This is a genomic window from Eubacterium barkeri (assembly GCF_900107125.1).
GTDB lineage: Bacteria > Bacillota > Clostridia > Eubacteriales > Eubacteriaceae > Eubacterium_O > Eubacterium_O barkeri.
In genome coordinates this window covers 1-26,486 of sequence record NZ_FNOU01000022.1, presented here as the reverse complement: position 1 = coordinate 26,486, position 26,486 = coordinate 1, and the positions used below count along the sequence as shown (strand labels likewise).

Here is a 26,486-nt window from a genome sequence, read left to right as displayed (position 1 = left end):
ATTGTGTTTTTTTACCGCCCCTCTTAATTCACGAAAGGAGTAATCCACCATGGGCTTGACCCCAATGATGCAGCAATACCTGAGTACCCATGAAAAGGTGCCAGACGCTATTTTGATGTTCCGTCTGGGGGACTTCTACGAAATGTTCTTCGACGATGCCCTCACCGCGTCCCGGGAGCTGGAAATCGCCCTGACAGGCCGGGACTGCGGCCTGGAAGAACGGGCCCCCATGTGTGGGGTGCCCTACCACGCCGCTGAAAACTACATTGCCCGATTGGTGGAAAAGGGCCATAAAGTCGCCATCTGCGAGCAAATGGAGGACCCTGCCACCGCCAAGGGCATCGTCCATCGTGACATCATCCGGGTGGTTTCCCCGGGGACCATCTCCGACACTGCCCATCTGGCGGCCAAGCAGAATAACTTCCTCATGGCCCTTTGTCTGGACAGCGGGAGCCTGGGTTTATCTTACCTGGATATTTCCACCGGGGAATGCTTTGTCACCGAGCTATCGGGTCGGGACCTCATCTCCCGGGGAATGGATGAAATTGCGAAGGTCGGCCCGGCGGAAATTCTGATGAATCCAGCCCTGTATAAGGCCGAGGGCGTGGTCAAAACCCTGGAGGCCCGCAGTGGTGCCATGGTCAGCCTATACCCAGCAGCGGCCTTTAATGAAAAGAGTGCCACAGGGAGGCTTCTGAATCAGTTTAAAGTGTATTCACTACTATCCCTTGGCCTGGAGGATCATCACAGCGCCCTTCGGGCTACGGGGGCATTATTGGGCTATGTGGATGAAACCCAGAAGCAGATCCTTGGGCATATTAACCATCTCAATTGCTATAAACCTGATGAATTTATGGTGTTAGATACCGCCACCCGGAGGAATTTAGAGCTTACCGAAACCCTGCGTTCTGGGGAAAAGCGGGGGAGCCTGCTCTGGGTATTGGACCAAACCGTCACCGCCATGGGAGGGCGTCTTTTAAGGCGTTGGGTGGAAGCACCGCTGCTTTCCCTTCCTGCCATCCAAGACCGACAGCAGCGCATTGCGGAGTTTATCCAAAATCCCGGTGCCCTGCCAGAAATCAAGAAAATTCTCAGCAAAGTCTACGATTTAGAACGAATTTGTGGAAAAATCGCCTTTGGCAGTGTCAGTCCCAAGGATATGCTGTCCCTGGGGCAATCCATCGAAGCTCTGGGGCAGTTGGGGGAATGCTTTGCCACCATGGATGCTCCCCAGTGGCAGGGGTTATTTACCCAGGGAGACCTCCTTGACGATATCCACACCCTCATTGATGCGGCCATCAATCCAGATGCCCCTCTGGTCATCAAGGACGGTAATGTCATTAAGTCGGGGTATCATCCGGAAATTGATAGTTATAGAGAAGCGGGAGATAAGGGAAAGGATTGGATTCGGGATTTAGAAATTAAGGAACGGGAAACCACGGGGATAAAATCCCTTAAAGTGAAGTACAACCGGATTTTTGGTTATTTTATTGAAGTCACCAAAACCAATCTGGATCAGGTGCCGGAAACCTATATCCGTAAGCAGACTCTGGCCAATGCCGAACGGTATTTTACGCCGGAGCTTAAGGAGATGGAAACCCGAATCCTGGGGGCAGAGGAAAAGCTGGCCCAGCTAGAGTATCAGGTATTTACTGAGGTTCGTGACAAGTTGCTTTCTCAGATTGCCAGAATCCAGGACCGAGCCAGGGATATTGCCTTTTGTGATACCCTGTACGCTCTGGCGGTGGTAGCCCTCCACAACCACTATGTATGCCCGGTGCTAATGGAAGATGGCCCCCTTGAGATTATCGCCGGAAGGCACCCTGTGGTAGAAGCCCTCATCGGCTCCGATGCCTACATCACCAATGATTGTCTTCTGGATGGGGAGGATACTCGAATCATGCTGATTACCGGCCCCAATATGGCTGGAAAATCCACCTATATCCGACAGGTTGCCATCATTACCCTCATGGCCCAGATTGGTTCCTTCGTCCCGGCGGATGCCGCCACCATGGGCATCACAGACCGTATCTTTACCCGGGTGGGGGCCTCGGATGATCTGGCAACGGGCCAGAGTACCTTTATGGTTGAAATGACCGAGGTATCTAATATTTTAAAGAATGCCACAGCTAAAAGTCTGGTGATTTTGGATGAAATCGGCCGGGGAACCAGTACCTTCGATGGGATTTCCATCGCCTGGGCGGTGGTAGAATATCTCTGGAATACCGAGACTATAGGGGCTAAAACCCTTTTTGCCACCCATTACCATGAGCTGACGGAGCTGGAATCCCTAAAGGCCGGGATTGTTAACTATAGCATTGGAGTGAAGGAAACGGCCCAGGGGGTAGTTTTCCTGCGTAAGATTAAGCCCGGGAGTGCAGACCAAAGCTATGGGATTGAGGTGGCTAAGCTGGCAGGTTTCCCCCGGAAGGTGATCCATCGGGCCCAGGCGATTCTTAAGCATCTGGAGGCTGGGGAAGATACCTATATTAATGACATGGCAGCAGCAGAGGCCCCACCCTTTGCCGATGACCAGGTGAATATCTTTAATATGGCCGTGGCCGCAGAGCCGGAAGTGTCTCCAGAAGAGCTGGCGGTGCTGTCGGATATCCGAAAGCTGGATATTAATGAAATGACCCCCATGGAGGCGATGATGGCTCTCCACCGCTTGAACCAGCGGTTGAAGGAGAATCAGGAAAATTTGTAGCACGGTCAGGACAATGATAAAAAAAATTCGCATTAATCGTCATTATCATCAATCAAAGGAGGACCGATATGCGTATTAAAATGTTGAGCTCGGAAACCATTAATAAAATAGCGGCAGGTGAAGTGATTGTTCGCCCGGTATCGGTCATTAAAGAGCTGGTGGAGAATGCCATCGATGCGGGCGCCAAACGCATTACGGTTACTGTCGAGGGGGGCGGAAAGGATCGGATGGTGGTGTCTGACGATGGCTGTGGGATTCCCTATAACGAGGTACCCTTGGCCTTTGAACGCCATGCCACCAGTAAGCTTCTCACCATTGATGATTTAGAGGATGTAGAGACCCTGGGGTTCCGGGGAGAGGCGTTGTCCAGCATTATGGCGGTGTCGAAGGTCTGTGTGACCACCCGTTTTTTAGAGGAAGAGGTGGGAAGTCAGACTACCTTTGAAGGTGGTGCGCTCATCAATCAACGGGTCTGCGGCCATGACCGGGGAACGGTGCTGGCCGTTTCAGATTTATTCTACAATGTCCCAGCCAGAAGAAAACATCTGGGGAAGGCCCAGGCAGAGGCCATGGCTATCTTGGATGTCATGGAAAAGCTGGCCCTCAGCCATCCGGAAATTGCCTTTACCACCATCATCGAAGGGAAGCGCCAGTTTGCAACTACAGGTAGTGGGCGCCTCCAGGATGCCATTGAGGGAACACTGGGCCGTGGGTTCTTTTCCGGTCTGGTCCCACTGGATGAGGAGAATACCCCCATGGGGCTGACGGGCTATATTGGGGACTTAAGCGCCACCCGAAGCACCCGTGATTTACAAATTATCTTTATCAATGGGCGATACGTTAAAAATAAAGGGCTGATGGCAGCTTTTGAGGCGGCTTACGAGGGCTATGTCATGCAGCACCGTCATCCGGTTGGAATTATTTTTATGACCCTCCCGGGGCGGATGTTGGATGTGAATATCCATCCGGCTAAGACTGAAATCGCTATTTTAAACCAGAGTCTGGTCCACCTACTGTTCAAACAGGGAATTCGGGATGCCCTCCATCGCCAAAACCTAGCCATTGATTTAAGCGCCTCGGAGGAAGGGCCTTCATTAGAGACAATTTCAGGGGAAGAGGTTTCAGGTGATTTACCATCGGAGACCAGGGATGTTTCCTTGGGGAAGGTAGAAGCTGAGTCTATTGAGGAGCAGCAGCGGTTGATCCCGAAGAAGCCCTCGGTTTTTATAGAAGCGGTGGAAAAAGTCTTTGAAAGTCCCTATGAGGAAGGGGTTGAGCACGATCAGGTGGCTGAGGCTACCCCAGCTTTTAGTCCATCGCCAGCAGATCCTGGAAAAGAGGACGTGGCCTCCATTCAAAGACGAGTAGACTTTTCCAATGCCCGGGTGGTGGGACAACTCTTTTTTACCTTCATTTTACTGGAGCAGGGGGAGGAAGCCATTCTCATTGATCAGCATGCAGCCCATGAGGCCTTTATGTATGAGGAACTGAGCAAGCGCTTTAAGCGAGCTGAAACCTTTCCGGCCCAGACCATGCTAGTGCCCCAATCTATCCCCGTGGAGCCACGGGTGACGGCGAATTTTGAGACCTTAGTCGAACCTCTTAGACGCTATGGCTTTGATTGTGATGTCTTTGGAGAGGATGCCCTGATGGTCCGTTCTGTGCCGATCATCCTGGGTGAGGCCCAGGAACCGCCACTGGTTACAGCCTTTTTAGATGCTGCTCTGTACGATACTGAAGCCCAGAGAGATGATCAGATCAAGAGGATCATTACCATGTCCTGTAAGGCAGCAGTGAAGGGAAATCAGACCCTGGGCATTAATGAAATCAAAAGCCTGCTCACCAAGCTTGAAGGTTTGGAGAATCCCTTTACCTGTCCCCACGGGCGTCCCATCATTTTTAAGGTGCGCCGTTATGAATTGGAAAAACTTTTTAAACGGGTGGTTTAAATGGAAAAAGAAAAAATATTAGTGGTGGTGGGTCCTACGGCCTCGGGAAAAACAGCCACAGGTGTGGCCCTGGCTAAAAAGCTGGATGGTGAAATCGTCTCGGCGGACTCCATGCAGATTTATCAGCAGATGACCATTGGAACGGCTAAGCCAACTCCCGAGGAAATGGAAGGAGTACCTCATCATTTGATGGATTTCGTCCCCCCGGATAAACCCTACAGTGTGGCTCACTTCGTGGAGGATGCCACGGCGTGTATTCAGGATATCCAAAGTCGGGGAAAGGTCCCCATCGTCCTTGGAGGAACCGGTTTGTATATCAATGGCCTCACTTTACCCTGGGATTTTACGGCTCAGAATCGGGATGAGGGAGTCCGCCAGCTCTTAGAAGAACGGGTTCGGGAACACGGACCAGAGGGACTCTATCGGGAACTGCTGGCAGTGGACCCGAATACCGCAGCGGGGATGCATCCCAATAATATCAAGCGGGTAATCCGCGCCCTGGAAATCTACCGGGTCACAGGACGAACCAAATCAGAGTGGGATGCTGAGGCCAGGAGTATCCCCACGATCTATGACTCTGTGATGACCGGTATCCACTGGGACCGGGGAGAGCTGTATGACCGAATCAACGAACGGGTCGATCAGATGTTTGCCCAGGGTCTTTTGGGAGAGGTGCAGGCCCTGTTAAATGCTGGATATGGGCCAGAACTAACATCCTTAAAGGCCATTGGTTACAAAGAGCTCTTTCCCTATCTCCGGGGAGAACGGGATTTAGAGGAAACCATCCGTATCCTTAAGCGGGATACACGGCACTTTGCCAAACGCCAGCTCACCTGGTTCAGAAAAGATGCCCGGATTAAATGGTTTGATTTCAAGGCCATTGGTGGACCAGAGGCTTTAGCTGATCAAATGGCCATGTATTATAAAAAGACTAGAGAAGGAAATTGATGGATAAAAACACCTTTTTACAAGAAGAGTATCGTATATCTCCCCAGGTGATGGATTTGGTAGAGCGTACCAGCGTAAGCATTAAGCCCCAGCTGGATGCCCTGATGGAGCGGGCAGAAATGCATCAATATCGAGTGATTCGCGCCATGCAGCGGGCAGGCTTATCCGATCGTCACTTCCACCCGGCTACAGGCTACGGCTATGATGACGTCGGCAGGGAAATCGTCGAGGCCATTTATGCCGATGTTTTTGGGGCAGAGGATGCCCTGGTGCGACCCCATATCTCCTCGGGGACCCATGCGATTTCACTCTGCCTTTACGGCGTGCTGCGCCCAGGTGATGAAATTTTAGCCATTACCGGCGCTCCCTACGACACTATTCGGACCGTCATCGGCTATGAGGAGGGGGATAATGGCAATGGTACCCTTAAGGATTTTGGCATATCCTATAAACAGGTTGATTTAAAGGATGGTCAGGTCGATTACGATGGCATCCGTGGCGCCATAACGGAAAAGACGAAGATGGTTTACCTCCAACGCTCCACAGGCTACAGCTGGCGAAAGGCCCTTACCCTGGCAGATATCCAGCTCGCCATTGCCTTTGCGAAGGAGATTAAGCCAGATGTTGTTGCTTTTGTGGACAATTGTTATGGTGAATTTTTAGATGATGCCGAGCCTGTCTCTGTGGGAGCAGATCTGATGGCCGGTTCCCTCATTAAAAATCCTGGAGGTGGTATTGCCCCCACCGGGGGATATGTGGCTGGGAAAAAGGAGTATGTTTATATGGCGGCCTGTCGTCTGGCAGCCCCTGGGGTAGCTAAGGAAACCGGTGCCACAGGGACCATTAACCGCACCCTTTTACAAGGATTCTTCCTGGCCCCCACAGTGGTGGCCCAGGCTCTGCAAAGTGCCATTCTCATGGCTGCGGTTTATGAAAAACTGGGCTTTGCCGTCTGTCCTGGACCAGAGGATTATCGTAGTGATATTATCCAGAGCATCAAAATGGGCACGGCTGCAGGCGTTGAGGTCTTTTGCCAGGCTACACAGGAGGCGGCTCCCGTCGATGCTTTTGTTACACCCATTCCCTGGGAGATGCCCGGGTATCAGTGCCCGGTTATTATGGCGGCCGGAGCCTTTATCCAAGGCTCCTCCATTGAGCTTTCCGCCGATGCCCCCATGCGGGAACCCTATATTGTTTATTTTCAAGGTGGGCTGACCCATTTCCATGGGAAGCTTGGCCTGATTTTGACACTGCAACGTCTGAAAGACGCAGGAATCATTACCTTAGATTAGGAGGTCTTTATGGTAACCAATGAACAAATCGCCCGGATTAATGCCCTGGCGAAAAAAAAGAAAAGTGAGGGCCTGACAGAGGCCGAGCAAGGGGAACAAAAAGCCCTTCGGGCGGCATATATTGAAAGTATCCGCTCAAATTTTAAGACTCAGCTGGACAATGTCCGATTAGTGGATGACCAGGGAAATGAACGTCCCCTTAAAAAATCGGTAGATATTTCGGCGATCATCCCCGGTCTGAAGGCGGAATCAGAATATACAGAGGATGAAAAGGAACACGTGGCCAATTTATCCGACAAATTGGCCACAGAGTTAGCCCAGGAGGAAAAATCAGTGACTGAAATGGGAAATCCCCGGAAGCCCGAGGGCGAAGCCGGTAAGGAAATGATTAAGCGGATGAATGAGAGTCATAGTCCCATGACGGACTGGGCCTTGGATTTTCTGGATTTGCAGCCAGGTGATACGGTGCTGGATATTGGTTGTGGAGGTGGAGCAGCCCTTCAGAAGATGGCGAGCCGCCAGCCCAAAGCCCATTATGTGGGCATCGACTATTCGGAGGTCTCTGTGGAAGAATCCACCCGTCTGAATGAGGATGCTGTCCAGGATGGCCAGATGGAAATTCACCACGGCAGTGTTTCCAGCATGCCCTATAGTGACGAAGCCTTTAATAAGGTTATCTCAGTGGAGAGCTACTTTTTCTGGCCAGATTTAGAATCCGATTTAAAGGAAGTCCTGCGTGTCATGGCTCCCGGGGGCCGGCTGCTCCTCATTGCCGAAATGTACATGAAGGAAGGTCTCTCTGAAAAGCAGCTTGAAAACACAGCGAAATACGAGATGAATAATCTTACCATCCCCGAGTTTGAAGCGCTCTTCTCCCGGGTGGGTTTTACCAGCGCCATCATCCATTTAAAGGATGGGAAGGATTGGATAGTGGTGGAAGGGGTAAAGGCAAAATAGCTTTTTACCGAAGCTTAACCACTTCCAAATCATCCGGCACGTGCAGATCTCCAGTGTAGACCTTTTTCCCCTCCTTGGTATACCGTGCTTTCCGGGTATCCAGCGTTTGATCCTCGGTATGCCAGAGTACCAGGTGGGGAATGTGGTATCTCTCGGCCAGGGCTGCGGCATCTTTAACCGTGCTGTGATGCTTCTCATAGGGGTGAAAGATTTCCCGGTCCTTATATAAGCAAAAAGCTTCACAAAGCAGGAAATGTGTACCCAAAAGATATTTTTCACACAGAGGATTAAAGGGTTCATCTCCAAGGCAGGTCAGTTTTTTCCCGGAAATCAGATTCAGGGTAAAACCGAACTGCTTCATTTTGGTAGAATGAATATCAAAAAAGGTGACTGTGGAATCAAGGAGCTGATGCTTTTCACCGTCTGCTACCTTCACAAAATGGATACGAGAATCAAATTGGTCCGTCAGCTTAGGCGTCAGGGTCATATGGGCAATGGCCCGGATCATATCCGCCAGCTCAGCATAACAGTAAATTTGCAGGGTGCCGGTATACTCTCCGGCGTGTATCATCGCAGAAATTTTTCGGATGATCCAGATAACCCCCAGCACATGGTCGGTATGTCCATGGGTGACGATAAGATGGTGGATGTGCTCTGCTGGAATTCTTGCCCGTTCCAGCTGGCGCAGAATACCATTGCCCCCACCGGCATCTACTAAGATATATTCCTTACCCTGGCGGATGGCGAAGCAGGTATTATAGCATCGGGTCACCATGGCATTTCCCGTTCCCAATACAACAAGTCGTTCTTTTTTCATCAGTAAGCTCCCTTCTGCTTTGGAAGTAGTCTAACATAAATGGAGGATAGGGACAAGATGGCAACCCCTTAATTCATCCCAAAGGATTAGAATAGTCCTTGAGCCTTTGCTTCATTAAGGGTAAAATAGAAAATAAAAGAATTTAAACTAAAAGGAGAAAGCCCATGGATGATCAAAAGACAGAATATCAGGCTTTATCTGATGCTCTGTGTCAGAAAAAAGACTTAGCGTGGAACCGCATGGATGAAGGCGAGCAAACGGCTGCTTTCCATTTTTGCGAAGGCTATAAAGCATTTCTCGGGGTTTCTAAAACCGAAAGGCTTTGTGCTGCATTTACGGTCATGTTGGCAGAGAAGAAAGGGTTTAAGCCCCTGGATTATTATATTTCTGAAAAAGGAAAGGTAGAGCCCGGGGATCGGATCTATATTTTGAACCGACGCAAGACGGTCAGTCTCTTTATTGTGGGAAAGGCACCCCTTGAACAGGGAATAGCCATTATTGGTGCCCATATTGATGCACCCCGATTGGATTTAAAACCGACCCCTTTATATGAAGAAAATGATATGGCCTATTTTAAAACCCATTATTATGGTGGGATTAAAAAATATCAATGGGTGACCATTCCCTTGGCCCTTCATGGCACCATTGCCAAGAAGGACGGGGAGCTGGTTAATATTTCCATTGGGGAAAAGGATGAGGATCCGGTTTTTTGCATTACCGACTTGCTGCCCCATCTTGCCCAGGAGCAATCCCAGAAAAAACTGGGTGATGCCATAGTGGGTGAAGGCTTAAACCTCTTGATCGGCAGCATTCCACTTAATGATGCTGAGATTAAGGACCCGGTCAAGCTTAATATCCTCAAATATCTGAATGAACACTATGGTATTACGGAAGAAGACTTTACCAGTGCGGAGCTAGAAGCGGTACCCGCGGGTGCCGCCCGGGATATCGGCTTTGATCGCAGTTTTGTGGGCGCTTATGGACAGGATGATCGGGTGTGTGCCTATAGTGCCGCCCAAGCCATTCTGGATTATAATGACCAGCATATCCCAGAGCGGACTCTATGTGTACTTTTGGCGGATAAAGAAGAAATCGGAAGCTATGGCAGCACCGGTATGCAGTCTAAGTTTTTCGAAAACCAGGTCGCTGAGCTCATCCAAATTAAAGAGGATGGGGATATCGCCCTTACCCTGCGTCGCTGTCTGGAGCACTCGGAGTTCTTATCGGCAGATGTCACTGCGGCTTATGATCCCAATTTTACAGGAACACACGATCTCAAAAATGCCACCTTTGCAGGGAAAGGTGTTGCTGTCAACAAATATGGCGGAGCCCGGGGGAAATCAGGCTGTAATGATGCCAATGCCGAATTCCTAGGAAAGATCAGACGCTGTTTTGATGGCGAAGATGTCGTCTGGCAGACCGGGGAGCTTGGCCGGATTGATCTAGGCGGTGGGGGAACCATCGCTTGGATTTTGGCTCAATACGGAATGGATGTAGTAGACTGTGGGACACCAGTCCTCAGTATGCACGCTCCCTTCGAGCTAACTTCTAAGGCTGATGTGTATATGACCTATAAAGCTTACCGTGCCTTTTTAACATCTATCGACTAGAACGGAAAGTCTCATAAAAGAATAGCCAGAAATTTATCAGTGACGATGAATTTCTGGCTGATTTTATTTCTATGTAAAGAATTACTATATTTAATTGACGAATTGTGATAAAATATAATTCAAAATTTGAGTAAGAGGTGTTTATCTTGTCAACAGCAGAAAAGAAAAGGACCTTTAGAGGAGGAATCCATCCGTCTTACAATAAAGAGCGGACAGCGGATGTCTCTGCAAAGGTCGCAAGGGTACCGGAAACGGTGGTCATTCCGATGTCGCTACACATCGGAGCACCCTGTACTCCGGTAGTCAAAAAAGGAGAAGCCGTGACCCTTGGCCAGAAGATTGGGGAGGCAAACGGCTTTGTTTCGGCCCCAATCCATTCCAGTGTTTCAGGGAAGGTCATTTCCGTAGAGGAACGCCCCCATCCCAACGGGGACAATGTCATGTCCGTGGTCATTGAATCTGACGGGCTGGATACCCCCTGTCTGGAAATCACGCCCTATGGTGATTTCCAAAATTATGAGCCCAAGGCAATTATTGACATCATTCATGATGCTGGGATTGTCGGTATGGGCGGCGCCACTTTTCCAACCCATGTTAAGCTGAGTATTCCTCCGGATAAGCAGGTGGATACCCTCATTTTAAACGGCGCGGAATGTGAGCCTTACCTGACAGCAGACGATCATTTAATGAACCTGAAACCCCAGAAGGTGGTGGAAGGACTGCGCATCGCCATGAGGGCTGTAGGTGTGACGACGGGCTATGTTGGTGTTGAAGCCAATAAGCCAGAAGCCATAAGGAAATTGAGGGAGGTGGTGTCAGAAGATGGTACCATTACCGTTATTGAGCTTGCGACCAAATACCCTCAAGGGGCAGAAAAACAGCTTATTACGGCTGTTACAGGGCGAGAAGTCCCCTCGGGTGGATTACCAGCTGATGCAGGTGTTGTGGTCCTCAATGTGGGAACGGCCGCTCAGATTGCAGAGACCTTTGAAACGGGAATGCCCTTGTACAAACGCCTGCTTACCTGTACTGGTGATGCGGTGAAGGACGCCCGGACCCTGGAGGTTCGCATTGGGACTATGTACCAGGACGTCATCGATCAATGCGGTGGCTTTGAAAGGAAACCTGAAAAGGTAATCTCCGGCGGTCCCATGATGGGGGTAACCCTATTTCAGACAGATGTTCCGGTAATGAAGGGAACCTCTGGTATCCTTTGTTTAAGCCATGAAGCTGCCGCTATCAGTGAGCCCAGCAATTGCATCCGCTGCGGAAAATGTGCTTCGGTTTGTCCCATTCATTTACAGCCTTTATATTTATCCGCTTATTCTTTAAAGGAATCCTGGGAAAAATGCGAGGCCTACCACGCTCTGGATTGTATAGAGTGTGGCAGCTGTGCCTATACTTGTCCTGCTAAACGGACTCTTGTATCGGATATCCGGGTTGCCAAGCGTCAGATTATGGCTGCTCGAAAGAAAAATTAGGAGGCTACTGTGAATAATAAAATGGAACTTAAACTGACGGTATCCTCATCCCCCCATATTCGGAGCAAGGAAAGCACCCAGAGTATTATGCAGAATGTCGTTATCGCCCTGCTGCCGGCCCTGGCTATGGCCGGGTATGTTTTTGGTGTGAAAGCTCTGTTGCTGGTGGCTATCTGTGTTGCCAGCTGTGTTGTCTGCGAGGCCCTATGTCAAAAGATTATGAAAAAGCCCATCACCATCAAAGACTGGAGTGCCGTGGTGACTGGAATCCTTCTGGCCTTTAACCTTCCAGTGAATGCCACTTGGTGGATGGCCATAATCGGTTCAGCCTTTGCCATCGTCATTGTTAAGCAGATATTTGGCGGACTCGGACATAATTTCATGAATCCGGCCCTGGCGGCCCGGGCATTTTTGTTAGCCTCCTGGCCGACACGGATGACCGGAACGGCCTATATTCCTACGACGGATACAGTAACCATGGCCACGCCCCTGGGTATTTTGAAGGAAGCAGGGGATCTATCCATGATGCCCAGTACCCTTGACCTATTTCTGGGGACAAATGGTGTCTATGGCTGTATTGGTGAAATCTCAGCTTTGGCTCTGCTCATTGGCGGGGTTTACCTCATTGCCCGGGGCATTATCAGCTGGCGGATTCCAGTGATTTACCTGGCGACAGTTGCGGTTTTATCCATTCCCTTTGGCCAGGACCCCCTTGTCATGCTTTGTTCTGGAGGACTGATCCTTGGAGCCTTTTTTATGGCAACGGATTATACTACTTCACCCAGTTCAGCTGTAGGTCAAATCATCTACGCTGTTGGCTGTGGCCTTTTAACCATGATTATCCGAATGGTTGGCGGATATCCTGAAGGGGTGTCCTATTCTATCCTTCTTATGAATATTGTGGCACCGCTCTTGGATCGCTACATAAAGCCAGCTATTTACGGTGTGCAAAAGAAGGTAAAGGCAAAGAAAGATAAATCCAAAGAGGAGGTAGCGGCATAATGTCAGATAAAACAAAAGTCCAGATTGATTGGAAAACTGTCGGACGGCTGGCTCTTATCCTCTTTATCATCACAGCAGTGGCAGCCCTTCTATTGGCCCTCACCAATTCTGTGACCAAGGATGCCATTGCCAAGCAGACTGAAGAAAAGAATATTGAAGCCCGGCAAATGGTATTGCCAGAGGCGGTAGATTTTGAAGCGGTTCCAGGTGTTGAAGACATCGCGAAGGAAGCTGTTGGCGATAATGCGAATATCGTTGCCGAGGTTTATGCTGGATATAAGGATGGTCAGCTGGTGGGTTATACCGTTAAGACAGTGCCCAAGGGCTATGGTGGCGAGGTGGAAACACTTACAGGTATTTCGACAGATGGCCAGGTGACAGGCATCACTATCTTAAGCAATGATGAAACTGCTGGTCTGGGTGCCCGTGCCACGGAAACAACCTACCAGGACCAGTATAAGGGACTGGATGCAACCCAGGAAATCGCGGTGGTTAAAGGCGGCGGAGCCGCAGGGAATCAGATTAATGCCATTACAGGAGCGACCATTACCTCCAAAGCGGTGACCCTGGGCGTCAATACCTCCACCAAGATTTACAAAGCAATTGTAGGAGGACAAAAATAATGAAGCATTTACAAAACCTCACCAATGGGTTGATTAAAGAAAATCCAACCTTCCGTTTACTCCTGGGCATGTGTCCGACTTTGGCCGTTACTACCTCGGCCATCAATGGTCTGGGGATGGGGCTGGCGACCATGGTGGTGCTTATTGGCTCAAACGTGGTTATCTCTGCACTGAGAAAGGTGATTCCCGATAATATTCGGATTCCGGCTTTTATTGTGATTATTGCATCCTTTGTTACTATCGTAGGGATGCTTATGGAGGCCTTTGTTCCTGCATTGTATGCTGCCCTGGGAATTTATATCTCCCTTATCGTGGTTAACTGTATTATCCTTGGCCGGGCAGAAGCCTTTGCGTTTACTAATGGGGTGCTAGACTCCATGTTCGACGGCATTGGCATGGGGTTGGGCTTTACCATGTCTTTAACGGTTTTAGGTGCAATCCGGGAAATCCTGGGTGCGGGTTCCATTTTTGGCTTTAGTCTCTTTGGTGCGAGCTTTGAACCGGTCATCCTGATGATTCTGCCACCTGGGGCGTTCTTAACCCTGGGCCTGTGTATCGCATTAATCAATAAAATTACAGAAAGTGTTGAAAAGAAAAAAGAAAGTAAGGAGGATGCGCTCTCATGAATCTTCTAATCATCGTCGTTAGTGGCATCTTCGTTAATAACTATATCTTCTCCCGTTTCTTGGGGATTTGCCCATTCCTGGGGGTTTCAAAACAGATTGAAACTGCCATCGGTATGGGGGTGGCTGTTACCTTTGTTATGACCCTGGCCTCGGCCATTACCTATATGGTGCAGTACGCCATTTTGGTTCCCCTTAATCTGGTATATCTCCAGACCATCGCCTTTATCTTGGTTATTGCGGCTTTGGTGCAGCTGGTAGAAATGGTTATTCAAAAAGTGAGTCCGGTACTTTATCAGGCTTTGGGGGTCTATCTGCCTCTGATCACCACCAACTGTGCAGTGCTTGGGGTGGCCCTTTTAAACATCCAGAGTAACTACAACTTTTTAGAAACCATTGTCAATGGCTTTTCTGGGGCTGTGGGCTTTACCCTGGCCATTGTGCTTTTTGCTGGTGTCCGGGAACGTCTGGAACTATCGGATATCCCCAGGTGCTTTGAGGGATTCCCCATTGCCTTGGTAACGGCTGGCCTCATGGCCATTGCGTTTCTGGGATTCTCAGGAATGATATAGGGAGGAAAAGGATATGTTAAACGACTTATTAATCCCGGTCCTGGTCCTCGGTGGCATGGGCCTGATTTTTGGAGCGGGTCTTGCCATCGCCTCAAAGGTGTTTGAGGTCAAAAAAGATGAACGCATACCCCTGGTACGAGCGGCTCTGCCTGGCGCTAATTGTGGAGGCTGCGGCTACCCCGGCTGTGATGCTTTGGCAGAAGCCATCGTCAAAGGCGATGCACCAGCCAATGCCTGCCCAGTGGGCGGACCATCCACAGCGGTGGAAGTGGGAGAGATTATGGGTGAGAGTGTGGGGAATACCGATCCCCAAATTGCCTGTGTTCATTGTAATGGTGATTGCGAACATGCCCCTACCCGGGCCGATTATTATGGCATTAAAAACTGTCGGGAAGCCATGATTGCCAGTGGCGGCCCCAAAGAGTGCCGCTTTGGCTGTATGGGAATGGGTTCCTGTGTGGAAGCCTGTCAATTTGGCGCATTGACCATGGGGGACAAAAGCCTGCCCATCGTCGACCCCGATGCCTGTACGGCTTGTGGCCAATGTATTGCGGCTTGCCCGAAAAACCTGATTAACCTGACACCCTACGACCAGGTTATCCATGTGGATTGTCGGTCAACGGCCAAGGGAAAAATCGTTCGAACAGCTTGCACCTGCGGGTGTATTGGTTGTAAGGCATGTACCAAAGTCTGTGAAACGGGTGCGATTACAGTTACCGATAATCTGGCTCATATTAACTATGATTTATGTACCCAGTGTGGTGCCTGCGTGGAAAAATGTCCAACGGGTGCTGTGGTAAAAGAAGACCGCATTGTTAAAATCAACGGTTAAAGCCATCGAGCAAGCGAATATGTAGTGATTTAAGGGAGTATTGGTATAATATCTGCAAAATCCTAAAAAGGAAGCAGGTTAAAAACCCATACTTCCTTAATTATTTGATGGAGGTATTATGATGGGCAACGATAGTGTTAAAAAATTTTTTGAACAAATCAAAAAGGATCATGATGAATTAGAGCGGTATAATGAAACACTCATCGAATCAGGTAGCTATTTATTGACGGATCCAATGATGATGGGAGAGGGCTTTCCTGTTGTTGCGACCCTGCCGGAAAATCCAGAAGAAAGTATTTTGGAAGAAATTATCGAGACTGACGAAAAATCGGATAAAGAGCAGGTAAAAGAAAAAGAGCGTTCCCTGGATCATGGTGAGAAGAAGGAAACCCTCGTCCAATTATTTTCTGGAATGATGGATGATTTTGTCACCAATGTCATCCATGATGGCAAGAGTGAAGAAACCCGATTGGGTGAAAAGCGAAAGAAGCTCTTTAAAAAGTTGGCTGAATTAGCGGTTGATGATGGCTACGATCTAACGGCGGATGATTTAGAATATTACGTCGGTGAGGAAATCAGGGAAATCCTTAAAAAAGACCCGAAGGCATTACCGGGTCAAATCATTCGTGCCCTCATTGATAAGCTATCCAAATAGTCTCCTGAGTTCCCGGATCACCCCAATGATCCGGGGCTTTTCTTTATGGGCTGTGGGAAAGAACATGTCCTGACGTCCCGCCACTACGGATTGGATCAAAATGCCCTGTGTCGTATGGAAAACATAGCGAACCTCAGCATCATAGCCACTGACCTGGACCATAGCGAGATCACCGTTTTCACAATGATCGGTCAATTCGATGATAAGTACATCTCCCTCTTCAAAAATGGGCGACAGGTTCTTGTCTACAATCTTATAACCCACATAGTCCCGCCCCTTAGCGAGGAGCCTTCCGGGAATTTCCTCGGTACCATCCCGATCGATATTGTTCCCCCAATCGACTCCAGCGGGAATACGGGTGTAAACCACCACCTCGTTGACCTCTCGAATCCGGCTGGCATCCATACCTAAAAGATAGTCTGTAGAAACGCAGAAAATTTCTGCCAGAGTCTTGAGGGTGTTCACATCCGGATAATTTTTATCCGTTTCCCATTGACTCACCGCAGTTTGGGAAACACCAAGCATTTCCGCCAGTTGGGCTTGGGAGATGTTGATTTCTTTACGGAGTTTTTTATATTTATTCATCAGAACCTCTTCAATTATCCTAAGAATATGTTATTATTTAATAGTATGCGAATCAGAGATTAATTGCAATTGCAAAATTATCTTTTAAAGAATAATATAGTTTAATCTTATATTTTTTTAAGGCTAAAGTAAAGCATCTGAAAGGAAAAATGTGAAAAAAATTTATTTAGATAACGCGGCGACGACCTGTCCCCATCCACGGGTGATCGCGCGGATGTGCCAAGCTCTGGAATCCGGCTATGCCAATCCTTCGGCACTGTACAATCTGGGTATCGATATGGAAAAGCAGATTGAAGGAGTCCGGTCCCATATTGCAAAGACACTGGGGGCCGCATCTGAGGAAATTATCTTTACTTCCGGGGGAACGGAGGGGGATAATACCCTTATCAAGGGTCTGGTAGAAATCAAACGGCCGGATGTGCTCAAGACTGCCCGTATCGTCACCACAACTATTGAGCATCCTGCCGTTAAGGATGTTTTCAAGCTTTACGAGGAACACGGAGTTGATGTTGTATGGTTGCCAGTGGATTCCCAGGGACATGTCGATTTAGCAGCACTGGAAGCGGCGGTAGATCACCGGACTATTCTGGTCAGTATCATTGGTGTAAATAATGAAATTGGGACTATCCAGAATCTTAAAAAGATTGGGTCGATTATAAAGGGGGCCAATCCCGACTGTGTTTTTCATACCGATTATGTCCAGGGCTACATGAAGGAGCCACTGGATGTGACAGCCTGCAAGCTGGATGCGGTTACCCTGTGTGGCCATAAAATCTGTGGACCAAAAGGAATTGGGGCCATCTATCTCAAAGGCGGACTGCGTATCAAACCGCTTTTACTCGGCGGCGGCCAGGAAAGGGGATTACGTTCCGGTACGGAGAATACCCCATCCATTTTAGGCTTTGATGAGGCCATCACTGTGATGGAGGAGGAACCCCAGGACCTCCACGGGCGCATGGCGGCGTACAGGGCCATAATGGTGGAAGCACTAAATGGTATAGAAGGTATTTGCTTTAATGGGGACCCCCAGGGAAGTCCCTATGTGCTGAGTGCCTCCATTCCAGGGATTCGGGGGGAGGTGCTGCTTCACAGTCTGGAAGCCAGAGGCGTGTATGTATCCACCGGCTCTGCTTGCTCCTCCCATAAAAAGGAAAAGCAATCGGTGCTTAAGGCCATCCATCTCCCTGTGGATCTTGCCGAGGGCACCATCCGCATCAGCTTTTCGATATTGACGACGGAGGCTGAGGTCCGGGAAGGGGCCGCTGTGATTGCAGAGGAAGCTGCTAAACTGCAAAAATGGATGAATTTTAAAAAGAAATAGTGAGGAATCATGGCAAAGCATGTAATTTTAGTCCGCTACGGCGAAATCAGTTTAAAAGGTCTGAATCGGAATTATTTTATTGATTTATTGGTTAAGAATATTCGAAATACCCTGCGCTACCTCGATAGCGTTGTTGTTAAAAAGGTTCAGGGGCGCATTATTATCGATGTGGATGATGGACAGTTTCAGGATGCCCTGGAATCCGTGCAAAAGGTCTTTGGTATTGTGTCCATCAGCCCGGCAGTGGTGGTGGAAAGTGTATTAGAAACCATTGAGACGGCCGTGGAGGAAGAAGCTCTGGCACGGAGTTTCAAGACCTTCCGGGTCACCGCGAAGCGCAGTGATAAGCGCTTTCCCATGAAATCTCCGGATATTGGCCGTCATATGGGGGCTGTTATTTTAAAAGCCCTGGATGGCACCGGAATCAGTGTCGATATGACAAACCCGGATATGAATCTTTGGGTGGAGGTTCGGGAGGAAACCTATATCTACAGCCAATTTATCCCCTGTGGTGGAGGACTGCCCGTGGGATGCTCTGGCAAAAGTGCCCTCCTTCTATCTGGAGGCATCGACAGCCCCGTTGCGGGCTATATGATGGCGAAGCGAGGCATTCAGCCCATCTGTGTGTATTTCCATAGCTTTCCTTTTACCAGTGATCGCGCCAAGGAAAAGGTTATTGACTTAGGTCGGATCGTGGCTAAGTACGTAGGGCGTATGGATGTCTATGTCGTCCCGTTCACGGAAATCCAAACAAAAATTGTCGAAATTTGCCCCGAGCGTCAAACGACCATCATCATCCGGCGGTATATGATGCGCATTGCCCAAGAAATCGCCCGAAAAAACGGCGCCAAATCCCTCATAACCGGGGAAAGCCTGGGCCAGGTGGCCAGTCAAACCCAGGAAGGCCTTGGGGCAACTAATGCGGTGGTGGATATGCCAGTTTTGCGCCCATTGATTGGTATGGACAAACAGGAAATTGTTGAAATTGCTCAGCGCATTGGAACTTTTGAGACGTCTATTTTACCTTACGAGGACTGCTGTACCATCTTTGTGCCCAAGCATCCAGAAACAAAGCCAAAGCGGGAGATGATCGAAAAATCCGAAATTGAAATGGAGAAAATCGCCGGCCCCATGATTGAAAAAGCCATCGCCGACGCAGAAATCGTCCGGGTATAGTCCGGAGACGAAGGGAGTCTTTCCTTACGGAGCCGAGCGCTTAGCGCACGCTCTTTTTTAATCGTTGCGGGTATTGGGAAGATGGATCAGAGGAATCCTGAAAGCCAGCATAGGTGTTTTACGCCATTTCTTGACGCCATTCCCCAAAAAAAGTATAATTATGACATAGGTGTCATTTTAAATACGGTGGGAGGAATGGATTTGGCTTATTCAAAATCAGAAAAAAAGCGGGCCTTTATCTTAACCCAGGCCCGGGAAGTCTTTATGAAAAAGGGCTATTCCCGAGTGACCATGAAGGATATTGTTACGGCTTGTGGTATTAGCCGGGGAGGCCTGTATTTATACTTTAACTCCACCAAAGAGCTTTTCCTGGAGGTGTTTCGCCAGGAAGCCGTGGAAAGCCAAGAGGCAGTTATGATGGCCTTAGATCAGCAGGAGGACCCCAGAGATATCCTCGTGGATTACATCAAACAACACAAGGCCTCCATATTGGGGGATACGCCGACACTAACCTTAGCTACCTACGAATTTTTCCAGGAGAATGAAGAGGAGCAGGTCATAAGGCGATGGCAATTTGACGATATGGCAGAAATGCTCCGGGAGCTCTTAAGCTACGGCATTGGAACCGGAGCCTTTAAAGAGATAGATCCTGCTCAATGGGGCAGGCATCTCGCTCATTTTCTTAGTGGGATGTGTCTCACCCTCCCTGTCCTTAAAATGCCAGAAGAGCGCATTGACGAAGAATTAGCCCTTCTTTTGGAGCCGATATTCAATTCATAGAAAACAAAAAAATCCTAAGGTCGGGTTTCACGACCTTAGGATTTTTTATTAATCACGACACGAAACACATTCCATCAACCTTCAGGAGTGTTTAACTTCTTCTGGGAAAATCGATGGAGTATAATGAGGGCGGCAGCCAGCAACAGGATGCCGGAGCCCAGAGTCAGCAGGATATTTCCGTAGGAGAATCCTGCAATGATATAACCGATGAAGCAACAGATTGCCACAGTAATGGCATAGGGAATCTGTGTGGAGACGTGTTCCATATGGTTACAGCCAGCACCAGTGGACGACAGGATAGTGGTGTCTGAGATGGGGGAGCAATGATCCCCGAAAACCGAACCAGCCAGGGTGGCGGATAAGGTGACGACCATAAGCTCTGGAGCAGAGGCCTGGCAGATAAACACCACGATGGGAATAAAAATACCAAAGGTTCCCCAGGCTGTCCCAATGGAGAAGGATAAGCCTGCAGCGACTAAAAAGACAATGGCCGGAATCATTTCCATGGGCAGATTGCTGGACTCCACTAAATGGCCAACATAAACGCCAGTCCCTAAGTAATCCTGACACATGAACCCAATGGTCCAGGCCAAAGTCAGGATGATAAAGGCCGGTACCATGCTTTTTACGCCGTCCCCAATGCCATCCATGAATTCCCGGAAGGAAATCAGCTTACGGGGAATGAAGAGCAGGAAGGTGACTACAATCGCCCAAAATCCACCAAGGACCAGTGCAGCAGAAGCATCACAATTCCCAAAAGCTTCACTCAGTGAAAGGCCCTCAGACCAATAACCACCGTTAAAGAGCATGGCCAGGATGGAGAAGACAATTAATGCACCGATGGGGATTACCAAATCCCAAACCGTTCCCTTATTGGAAATGGCCGCTTCCTCTTCAGGATCAGAGTCGATAGCGCCTAAATCCCCGGTATGCTCTGCTTTCCATTCTGCTTTGGCCATAGGCCCAAATTCCAGATTGGTCACAGATAATACGACCACCATAATAATGGACAAAATGGCATACAGGTTATAGGGAATGGTGGCAAAGAATGCCGACAATTCGTTGGAAAATGCCCCGGTTTCGTAAAGGGTTGAACCCACGGCAGCTGCCCAACTGGAAATAGGGGCAATAATACAGACTGGAGCAGCGGTTGCATCGATGATGTAGGCCAGCTTTGCACGGGAGACGTTATACTTATCCGTAACTGGCTTCATGACAGTACCGACCGTCAGGCAGTTAAAATAGTCATCAATAAAGATCAAAACCCCTAAAAAGCTGGTGGCCAGCTGAGCTAGCTTCTTGTTTTTAATCTTAGTCGATGCCCAGTTACCATAAGCACGGGAACCACCAGCCTTAGTGACAACACATACTAGGGCACCAAGGAGTGCCAAAAATAAAATAATATTAAATTTACCAGGACTCCCAACGGTTTCAGCCATTGCACCGAAGGAAATCGCACTCATTTCGACGATGCCTCCTCCGGTATTTAAAGCATAAATCAGACCACCGGAAAGGATCCCGATGATCAAAGAAGAGATGACTTCTTTGGTACACAGGGCCAAAACGATGGCAATAATCGGTGGAACCAAAGACAAAAGTCCAACATCGATTGTTTCCATATACTTCCTCCTCTACATAAATACTAAAATTGCCTTTTAATTCTATCATAGACTTAAGTAAAACTAAAGCAGGGATTTTCTTTTTAGGTGGAGAGTTTTTTATATCTTGACCAATCATCTTACAGACCTCATTATAGACGATGCAGTCTATAATAGATGAAAGATAATTTTTTGAAAAAAGAAGAACGAACACACAAGCAATGTATATTTCATCACAATTTTTAAAATTATGGTACAGCAGACCTTTGGGTATCCCTGTGTTGAGTGGGCTGGAGAACTGGATTCTGCCATGAGCCTTCATTGACTTTAAGCCATGGATGGGGTAAAATTGACAAGCTAAAAAACGTAAAGATTGAGGAATTATGGATAAAGAACAATTAGAACGAAAGATTTTACCCTTGGTCAAAAAACCAGTAACCTACCAAGGCAATGAGATCGGGTCTGTTCACAAGGAATTAACCGCAGACACCATCCGATTTGCCTTTGCTTTTCCTGATGTGTACGAGGTGGGGATGTCCCATCTGGGGCTAAAAATTCTGTATGCCCTTCTCAATGATCAAAAGGATATTGCCTGTGAGCGGGTATTTGCACCCTGGCCAGATATGGAGGAACAGCTTCGCACTCGAAATCTTCCACTCTTTGCCTTGGAAAGTGCGGATCCACTTATGGATTTTGATATGGTGGGTTTTACCCTTCAATATGAAATGAGCTTTACCAACATTTTAAATATGCTGGATCTGGCCGGTATCCCCTTGCGTTCCGAAGAACGGAAAGAGGACACTCCCATTATTCTGGCAGGAGGCCCCTGTGCCTGTAATCCAGAGCCTCTGGCAGACTTTATTGATCTCTTCGTTATCGGTGAAGGGGAAGAGGTGATTCTCGATCTCCTTAAGTGCTATCGTCAGAACCTCGGTGATCGTCAGTGCTTTTTCAAGGCGGCGGCTCAGATTCAGGGTATTTATGTCCCAAGCCTATGTACCCGGGCCGAGGATGGCAGATTGATTTGGAAGGAAAGCGGTGAACCAGTCCATATCAAAAAGCGCTTTATTAAGGATATTGAGAAGGTGTACTTCCCGGAACAGGTGATCGTACCCTTTACTGAGACGATCCATGATCGGGTGACCGCAGAAATCTTTCGGGGGTGTGGTCGGGGCTGTCGCTTCTGTCAAGCTGGAATGATTTATCGTCCGGTACGGGAAAAATCCCTGGACTGTATCGAGTCTAATATTCAGAAGATTTTGGAGAATACCGGCTATGAGGAAATTGCCCTGTCCTCCTTGAGCTCTGGGGATTATACCCAGATTGAGGCCTTGATCCACGATTTAGTGGAGCGCTACCAGGAAAAACGGATCGGTGTCTCCCTGCCCTCCCTGCGTATTGATTCCTTGAGTATTGATATGTTGGAGGAAATTCAAAAAATCAGAAAAAGCGGGATAACCCTGGCACCAGAGGCTGGAACCCAGCGTATGCGCGATGTTATCAATAAAGGGGTGACAGAAGAAGACCTTATGGGAACGGTGTCCAATGCCTTTCAAAAGGGATGGGGGCATATCAAACTTTACTTTATGATGGGACTTCCGACAGAAACCACTGAGGATATTACCGGTATCGCTGATTTGGCGGAAAAGGTGCTGGAGCAGTACTACGCTGTGGATAAAGACCAACGGAATAAGGCGGTTAAAATTGTTCTGAGCTCTTCTTGCTTTGTACCGAAGCCCCATACCCCCTTTCAGTGGATGGGCCAGGAACCCCAGGGGGCCTTTAGAGAAAAACAGCAGCTGCTTAAGGGTGCCATTAAAAGTCGGAAAATCCAATACAACTGGCATGATGCTGCCACCAGCTACTACGAAGCCATTTTTGCAAGGGGAGATCGTAAGCTGGGGCAGGTACTGTACAATGCCTATCAACTTGGCTGTAAGTTTGATGGCTGGCATGAATATTTTAGTGAAGAAAAATGGCAACAGGCCTTTGCCCAGGCGGGGATCGATGGGGATGATTACGCCCTGAGAACCCGGGACTTTGGGGAAGTGCTACCCTGGGATTTCATCGATATGGGTGTGACAAAGGAATTCCTGGGACGGGAATGGGATAAAGCAATGGCAGAATCTCTGACCACTGATTGTCGCAGTGGCTGTGGTGGCTGCGGAATCCAGAGCTTTGAGAAAGGATGGCAGTGTCATGGCAACCATGAGATTTAAATTTAAACGAGGAGAGACCCTGCGCCTCATCTCCCATTTAGACCAGCAGCGATTATTTCAGCGGGCTTTTCGCCGGGCAGAGATTCCCATGGCTTATTCCAGCGGATTTAATCCACACCCTAGGCTGGCTTTTTCAGGAGCTATGGCTCTGGGGTTGACCTCTGATGCTGAGTATGGGGATATCGGGCTTTTGGAAGAGATGGAACCAAAGTCCTTTATAAAGGGGATGAATGCCGTCCTGCCCGTGGGTATGGTCATTACCGAAGCCTGGATTATCCGGCCGGGAACCCCTTCTTTAAGTGCTAGTCTGAGCAGTGCCCGTTATCACATCACCTTTTATGGCGTAAAGCATGAAAAATCAGATCCCATTTACCATGAATCCATTACTCGATTCATGGATCAAGAGACCATTTTGATTGAAAAACGCAATAAAAAGGGGCGCATGCAGGAAGCGGATATTCGTCCCTTTATCCAGTCTTTAGCTTATACTGGAAAAAAGAGGGATACCCTAGGATTTGATTTAGACGTCGTGTATATCGACCAAAAATGTGTGAAGCCACTTCTCGTCATGACGGCGCTGAATGATTTTGCAGATTTAGAGCTTACTGTTGATGCCACTGTTGGATTGCATAAATCTATGCAGCAGCTGGTCGACGATGATTTCTAAGAGCGTTGATAAAAAATGCCATACCCCGCACAGAAGAAAATTGTGGGGTATGGCATTTATTTTTTAGTGGAAGGCTATGGCGCTTTCAAGGGCCAGGTGGAACATCTTGGTAAAGGCCTTTTCTCGTTCCAGGGCATCCAGGGATTCCATGGTCAGCATGTTATCACTCACCGTCAGTAGGGAAGCCGCTTTCTTTTCAGAAAGCTTAGCGTTGTGGAAGAGAGAAAAGCTCTCCATTTCCACGCCGATACATCCATGGGCTTCACGGATGGCAGAGAAATCACCATAACCGGGAGCATTGTAAAAAATATCGGAGGAATGGATGGGGCCCCGGAAAATCTCAATATTTAAGCGATCGGCCGTCTGCGATAGAATGTCGTTGAGTTCTTTATCGGGATACTGAATGGGGGAGTCGTCACCAGACTGAGCCTGGGCATAGGTGGATTCGCTCCAGCAGGAATCGACCAATACCATAGAGTATAAAGGAAGTTCTTCAGTGTAGCTGCCAGCACTACCAATACGGACGATGTTATCCACCCCATAAAAATTAAAAAGCTCGTAAGAATAGATACCCATGGAGGGTAACCCCATACCAGAACCCATAACAGAAATAGAATGCCCTTTGTAGAGACCAGTATAGCCTAACATCCCACGGACATTATTGAAAAGCCGTGGATTATCCAAATAATTCTCGGCAATAAAACGTGCGCGGAGGGGATCTCCAGGCATTAAAACCGTTTTAGCGATATCACCGGGGTGCGCGATATTATGCGGTGTTGTAGACATATCAGCCTCCTAATAATCTTTTTTTAATACTGATAATAATATTTCAAATCTAATTCTATTATAGGATGAAATCATAAAAATATCAATGCTAAGATGGGGTGCTTTTTATAAAAAAATTTGATTATAGAATTCTTAAATTAAATGATTATGCTTTACAAGACAATGAAAACGTGCTATACTGTAATCAAATCAAAGGAGAAACATCTTTACAGAGAAAGATAACAGGTGAGAAACCAACCAAATGCTTGTAAAGAAGAAAATGTATTACACACATTGGTGAGGTTGCTGTTATCAGGTTGATAAACAAGTTAGAAGCCTGAACCTTATGGGAGTAAGCGAATGGTTATTTAAGCAGACGACTTATAGCATATAGAGACTTAAGCGTTCTTAAATACAAGAAACTTATATTCGACGAAAGCGTAAGTAGTAAGGGATGAGAACAAAGAAGATTTTGGCGCTTCTGTAAAGAATGAGAATTCGACTTTGATAATGTAAGATTCGAAAGGGGTGAGTCCAAAAGACATGAAACCTGAATCTGAACGCTAAGACCTGCTTCGTCAGTTAAGAGAAGCAGGTCTTAGTCAGTTTTTGGACGCCTTGTTACAAAAAATTAGAATTAAAATCGAATGAAAAGGCTTTACAAAAAAGCTTGAAGGTGCTATACTATAGGCAAATAAAAGAAGTGGTACCGAGTTCATATCATCGGCTTAGTAAAAGATAAGGATGATGCGGTGGATAAAGGCAAGAGCCTTTCCCGTACTTTAATGATAACCCACATGATTTGAAAAGGGATGAGGAACGAAGTGTCGCCACAACAAATGAAGTCCTGTTTGTCATAAGTTTTTATGGTAAGGATTGAAAGGGGTGAGTCCCAAGGAAATGGTAATTGAACAACATTGCTGATGCCGACTGGTTACAAATAATGTGACGGGTCGGCATTTGCAGTTTTTGAAAAAGCCACCATACATAATGGTGGCTTCAGACTGTCGACAAAGCCATGGAAACCCATAAAGTTTCTATGGCTTTTTTTCGATTGGAAGAGAAGCGAGAACGTCATCCGTGATATAATAAAAACATCAAAAGCGGAGGAAAAAAAGATGCTGACGAAACGGGAAAAAAACATACGAGAACAATCTCAGATCATCACCATGGATACCATCGTACCAAGGGACCATATTCTAAGGTTAGTGGATGAAGCCATCAGCTTCGACTTCATCTATGACCTGGTCGAAGACCAATACTGCCTGGATAATGGCCGCCCCAGTATCGATCCGGTGGTCCTCATC

23 protein-coding genes are annotated in these 26,486 nt (G+C 48.0%); 19 read left to right on the top strand and 4 right to left on the bottom strand.

The features are described 5' to 3' along the window. Positions 1-49 precede the first annotated feature (49 nt). From mutS to BLU30_RS11560, 5 genes are all read left to right on the top strand, one after another. Positions 50-2,707 (top strand): DNA mismatch repair protein MutS, encoded by a 2,658-nt coding sequence (gene mutS, locus BLU30_RS11580; protein WP_090246566.1) that lies wholly within the window; start codon positions 50-52, stop codon positions 2,705-2,707. A gap of 68 nt (positions 2,708-2,775) precedes the next feature. Continuing rightward, complete coding sequence (gene mutL, locus BLU30_RS11575; RefSeq protein WP_090246564.1) at positions 2,776-4,656, top strand: DNA mismatch repair endonuclease MutL; 1,881 nt, start codon at positions 2,776-2,778, stop codon at positions 4,654-4,656. Beyond that, a complete protein-coding gene (gene miaA, locus BLU30_RS11570) occupies positions 4,657-5,604 on the top strand; it encodes a tRNA (adenosine(37)-N6)-dimethylallyltransferase MiaA (RefSeq protein WP_090246562.1) in 948 nt (315 codons plus the stop codon). Beyond that, complete coding sequence (locus BLU30_RS11565; protein WP_090246560.1) at positions 5,604-6,896, top strand: methionine gamma-lyase family protein; 1,293 nt, start codon at positions 5,604-5,606, stop codon at positions 6,894-6,896. The genes miaA and BLU30_RS11565 overlap by 1 nt, the downstream gene beginning before the upstream one ends. Positions 6,897-6,905: 9 nt before the next feature. Beyond that, a complete protein-coding gene (locus BLU30_RS11560; protein ID WP_090246558.1) occupies positions 6,906-7,853 on the top strand; it encodes a DUF896 domain-containing protein in 948 nt (315 codons plus the stop codon). Positions 7,854-7,857: 4 nt separating this feature from the next. Here the strand turns inward: BLU30_RS11560 and BLU30_RS11555 are convergent, their stop codons facing one another. Further along, positions 7,858-8,670, bottom strand: a complete 813-nt coding sequence (locus BLU30_RS11555) for an MBL fold metallo-hydrolase (RefSeq protein ID WP_090246556.1) — start codon at positions 8,668-8,670, stop codon at positions 7,858-7,860. A 164-nt stretch (positions 8,671-8,834) separates the two neighbouring features. Here BLU30_RS11555 and BLU30_RS11550 point away from each other — a divergent pair, with 164 nt between their 5' ends. The 8 genes from BLU30_RS11550 to BLU30_RS11515 all read left to right on the top strand — a co-directional run bounded on the left by BLU30_RS11550 (position 8,835) and on the right by BLU30_RS11515 (position 16,068). Then, positions 8,835-10,280: an aminopeptidase gene (locus BLU30_RS11550; RefSeq protein ID WP_090246555.1), complete on the top strand. Its 1,446-nt coding sequence runs from the start codon at positions 8,835-8,837 to the stop codon at positions 10,278-10,280. Between the two features lie 146 nt (positions 10,281-10,426). Further along, positions 10,427-11,761 carry an electron transport complex subunit RsxC gene (gene rsxC / locus BLU30_RS11545; protein WP_090246553.1) on the top strand — a complete coding sequence of 445 codons (1,335 nt, stop codon included), beginning with the start codon at positions 10,427-10,429 and terminating at the stop codon, positions 11,759-11,761. Between the two features lie 21 nt (positions 11,762-11,782). Next, positions 11,783-12,763, top strand: a complete 981-nt coding sequence (locus tag BLU30_RS11540) for an RnfABCDGE type electron transport complex subunit D (RefSeq protein ID WP_090246602.1) — start codon at positions 11,783-11,785, stop codon at positions 12,761-12,763. Further along, positions 12,763-13,386, top strand: coding sequence for an RnfABCDGE type electron transport complex subunit G (locus tag BLU30_RS11535; RefSeq protein ID WP_090246551.1), 624 nt, complete (start codon positions 12,763-12,765; stop codon positions 13,384-13,386). Before BLU30_RS11540 ends, BLU30_RS11535 begins: the two co-directional genes overlap by 1 nt. Continuing rightward, positions 13,386-14,012, top strand: a complete 627-nt coding sequence (rsxE, locus tag BLU30_RS11530; protein ID WP_090246549.1) for an electron transport complex subunit RsxE — start codon at positions 13,386-13,388, stop codon at positions 14,010-14,012. The genes BLU30_RS11535 and rsxE overlap by 1 nt, the downstream gene beginning before the upstream one ends. Further along, a complete protein-coding gene (gene rsxA, locus BLU30_RS11525) occupies positions 14,009-14,581 on the top strand; it encodes an electron transport complex subunit RsxA (RefSeq protein WP_090246547.1) in 573 nt (190 codons plus the stop codon). The genes rsxE and rsxA overlap by 4 nt, the downstream gene beginning before the upstream one ends. A 13-nt stretch (positions 14,582-14,594) precedes the next feature. Then, on the top strand, positions 14,595-15,413 hold the full coding sequence (locus BLU30_RS11520) for an RnfABCDGE type electron transport complex subunit B (RefSeq protein WP_090246545.1): 819 nt from the start codon (positions 14,595-14,597) through the stop codon (positions 15,411-15,413). Positions 15,414-15,531: 118 nt separating this feature from the next. After that, positions 15,532-16,068, top strand: a complete 537-nt coding sequence (locus BLU30_RS11515) for a hypothetical protein (RefSeq protein ID WP_090246544.1) — start codon at positions 15,532-15,534, stop codon at positions 16,066-16,068. On the opposite strand, the gene BLU30_RS11510 is transcribed toward BLU30_RS11515, so the two are convergent. After that, positions 16,057-16,653, bottom strand: coding sequence for a helix-turn-helix domain-containing protein (locus tag BLU30_RS11510; RefSeq protein WP_090246542.1), 597 nt, complete (start codon positions 16,651-16,653; stop codon positions 16,057-16,059). The two genes, BLU30_RS11515 and BLU30_RS11510, sit on opposite strands and share 12 nt — an antisense overlap. A gap of 151 nt (positions 16,654-16,804) precedes the next feature. On the opposite strand from BLU30_RS11510, the gene BLU30_RS11505 reads away from it, so the two are divergent. The 3 genes from BLU30_RS11505 to BLU30_RS11495 all read left to right on the top strand — a co-directional run bounded on the left by BLU30_RS11505 (position 16,805) and on the right by BLU30_RS11495 (position 19,930). After that, positions 16,805-17,974, top strand: a complete 1,170-nt coding sequence (locus tag BLU30_RS11505; RefSeq protein WP_090246540.1) for a cysteine desulfurase family protein — start codon at positions 16,805-16,807, stop codon at positions 17,972-17,974. Between the two features lie 9 nt (positions 17,975-17,983). Beyond that, a complete protein-coding gene (gene thiI / locus BLU30_RS11500; RefSeq protein WP_090246538.1) occupies positions 17,984-19,150 on the top strand; it encodes a tRNA uracil 4-sulfurtransferase ThiI in 1,167 nt (388 codons plus the stop codon). A gap of 201 nt (positions 19,151-19,351) precedes the next feature. After that, on the top strand, positions 19,352-19,930 hold the full coding sequence (locus BLU30_RS11495) for a TetR/AcrR family transcriptional regulator (protein WP_176770923.1): 579 nt from the start codon (positions 19,352-19,354) through the stop codon (positions 19,928-19,930). A 74-nt stretch (positions 19,931-20,004) separates the two neighbouring features. On the opposite strand, the gene BLU30_RS11490 is transcribed toward BLU30_RS11495, so the two are convergent. Continuing rightward, positions 20,005-21,549, bottom strand: coding sequence for a Na+/H+ antiporter NhaC family protein (locus tag BLU30_RS11490; protein ID WP_090246535.1), 1,545 nt, complete (start codon positions 21,547-21,549; stop codon positions 20,005-20,007). Positions 21,550-21,911: 362 nt separating this feature from the next. Here BLU30_RS11490 and BLU30_RS11485 point away from each other — a divergent pair, with 362 nt between their 5' ends. Both BLU30_RS11485 and BLU30_RS11480 read left to right on the top strand, forming a co-directional pair. Further along, positions 21,912-23,747: a TIGR03960 family B12-binding radical SAM protein gene (locus BLU30_RS11485; RefSeq protein ID WP_090246533.1), complete on the top strand. Its 1,836-nt coding sequence runs from the start codon at positions 21,912-21,914 to the stop codon at positions 23,745-23,747. Continuing rightward, entirely contained in the window at positions 23,728-24,414 is a 687-nt protein-coding gene (locus BLU30_RS11480; protein ID WP_090246532.1) for a TIGR03936 family radical SAM-associated protein, read from the top strand. Before BLU30_RS11485 ends, BLU30_RS11480 begins: the two co-directional genes overlap by 20 nt. A gap of 63 nt (positions 24,415-24,477) precedes the next feature. Here the strand turns inward: BLU30_RS11480 and deoD are convergent, their stop codons facing one another. Continuing rightward, complete coding sequence (deoD, locus tag BLU30_RS11475) at positions 24,478-25,200, bottom strand: purine-nucleoside phosphorylase (protein WP_090246530.1); 723 nt, start codon at positions 25,198-25,200, stop codon at positions 24,478-24,480. A gap of 1,097 nt (positions 25,201-26,297) precedes the next feature. Between deoD and BLU30_RS11470 the strand changes: the two genes are divergently transcribed. After that, a partial coding sequence (locus BLU30_RS11470; protein WP_479691034.1) for a transposase occupies positions 26,298-26,486 on the top strand: 189 nt, incomplete at its 3' end.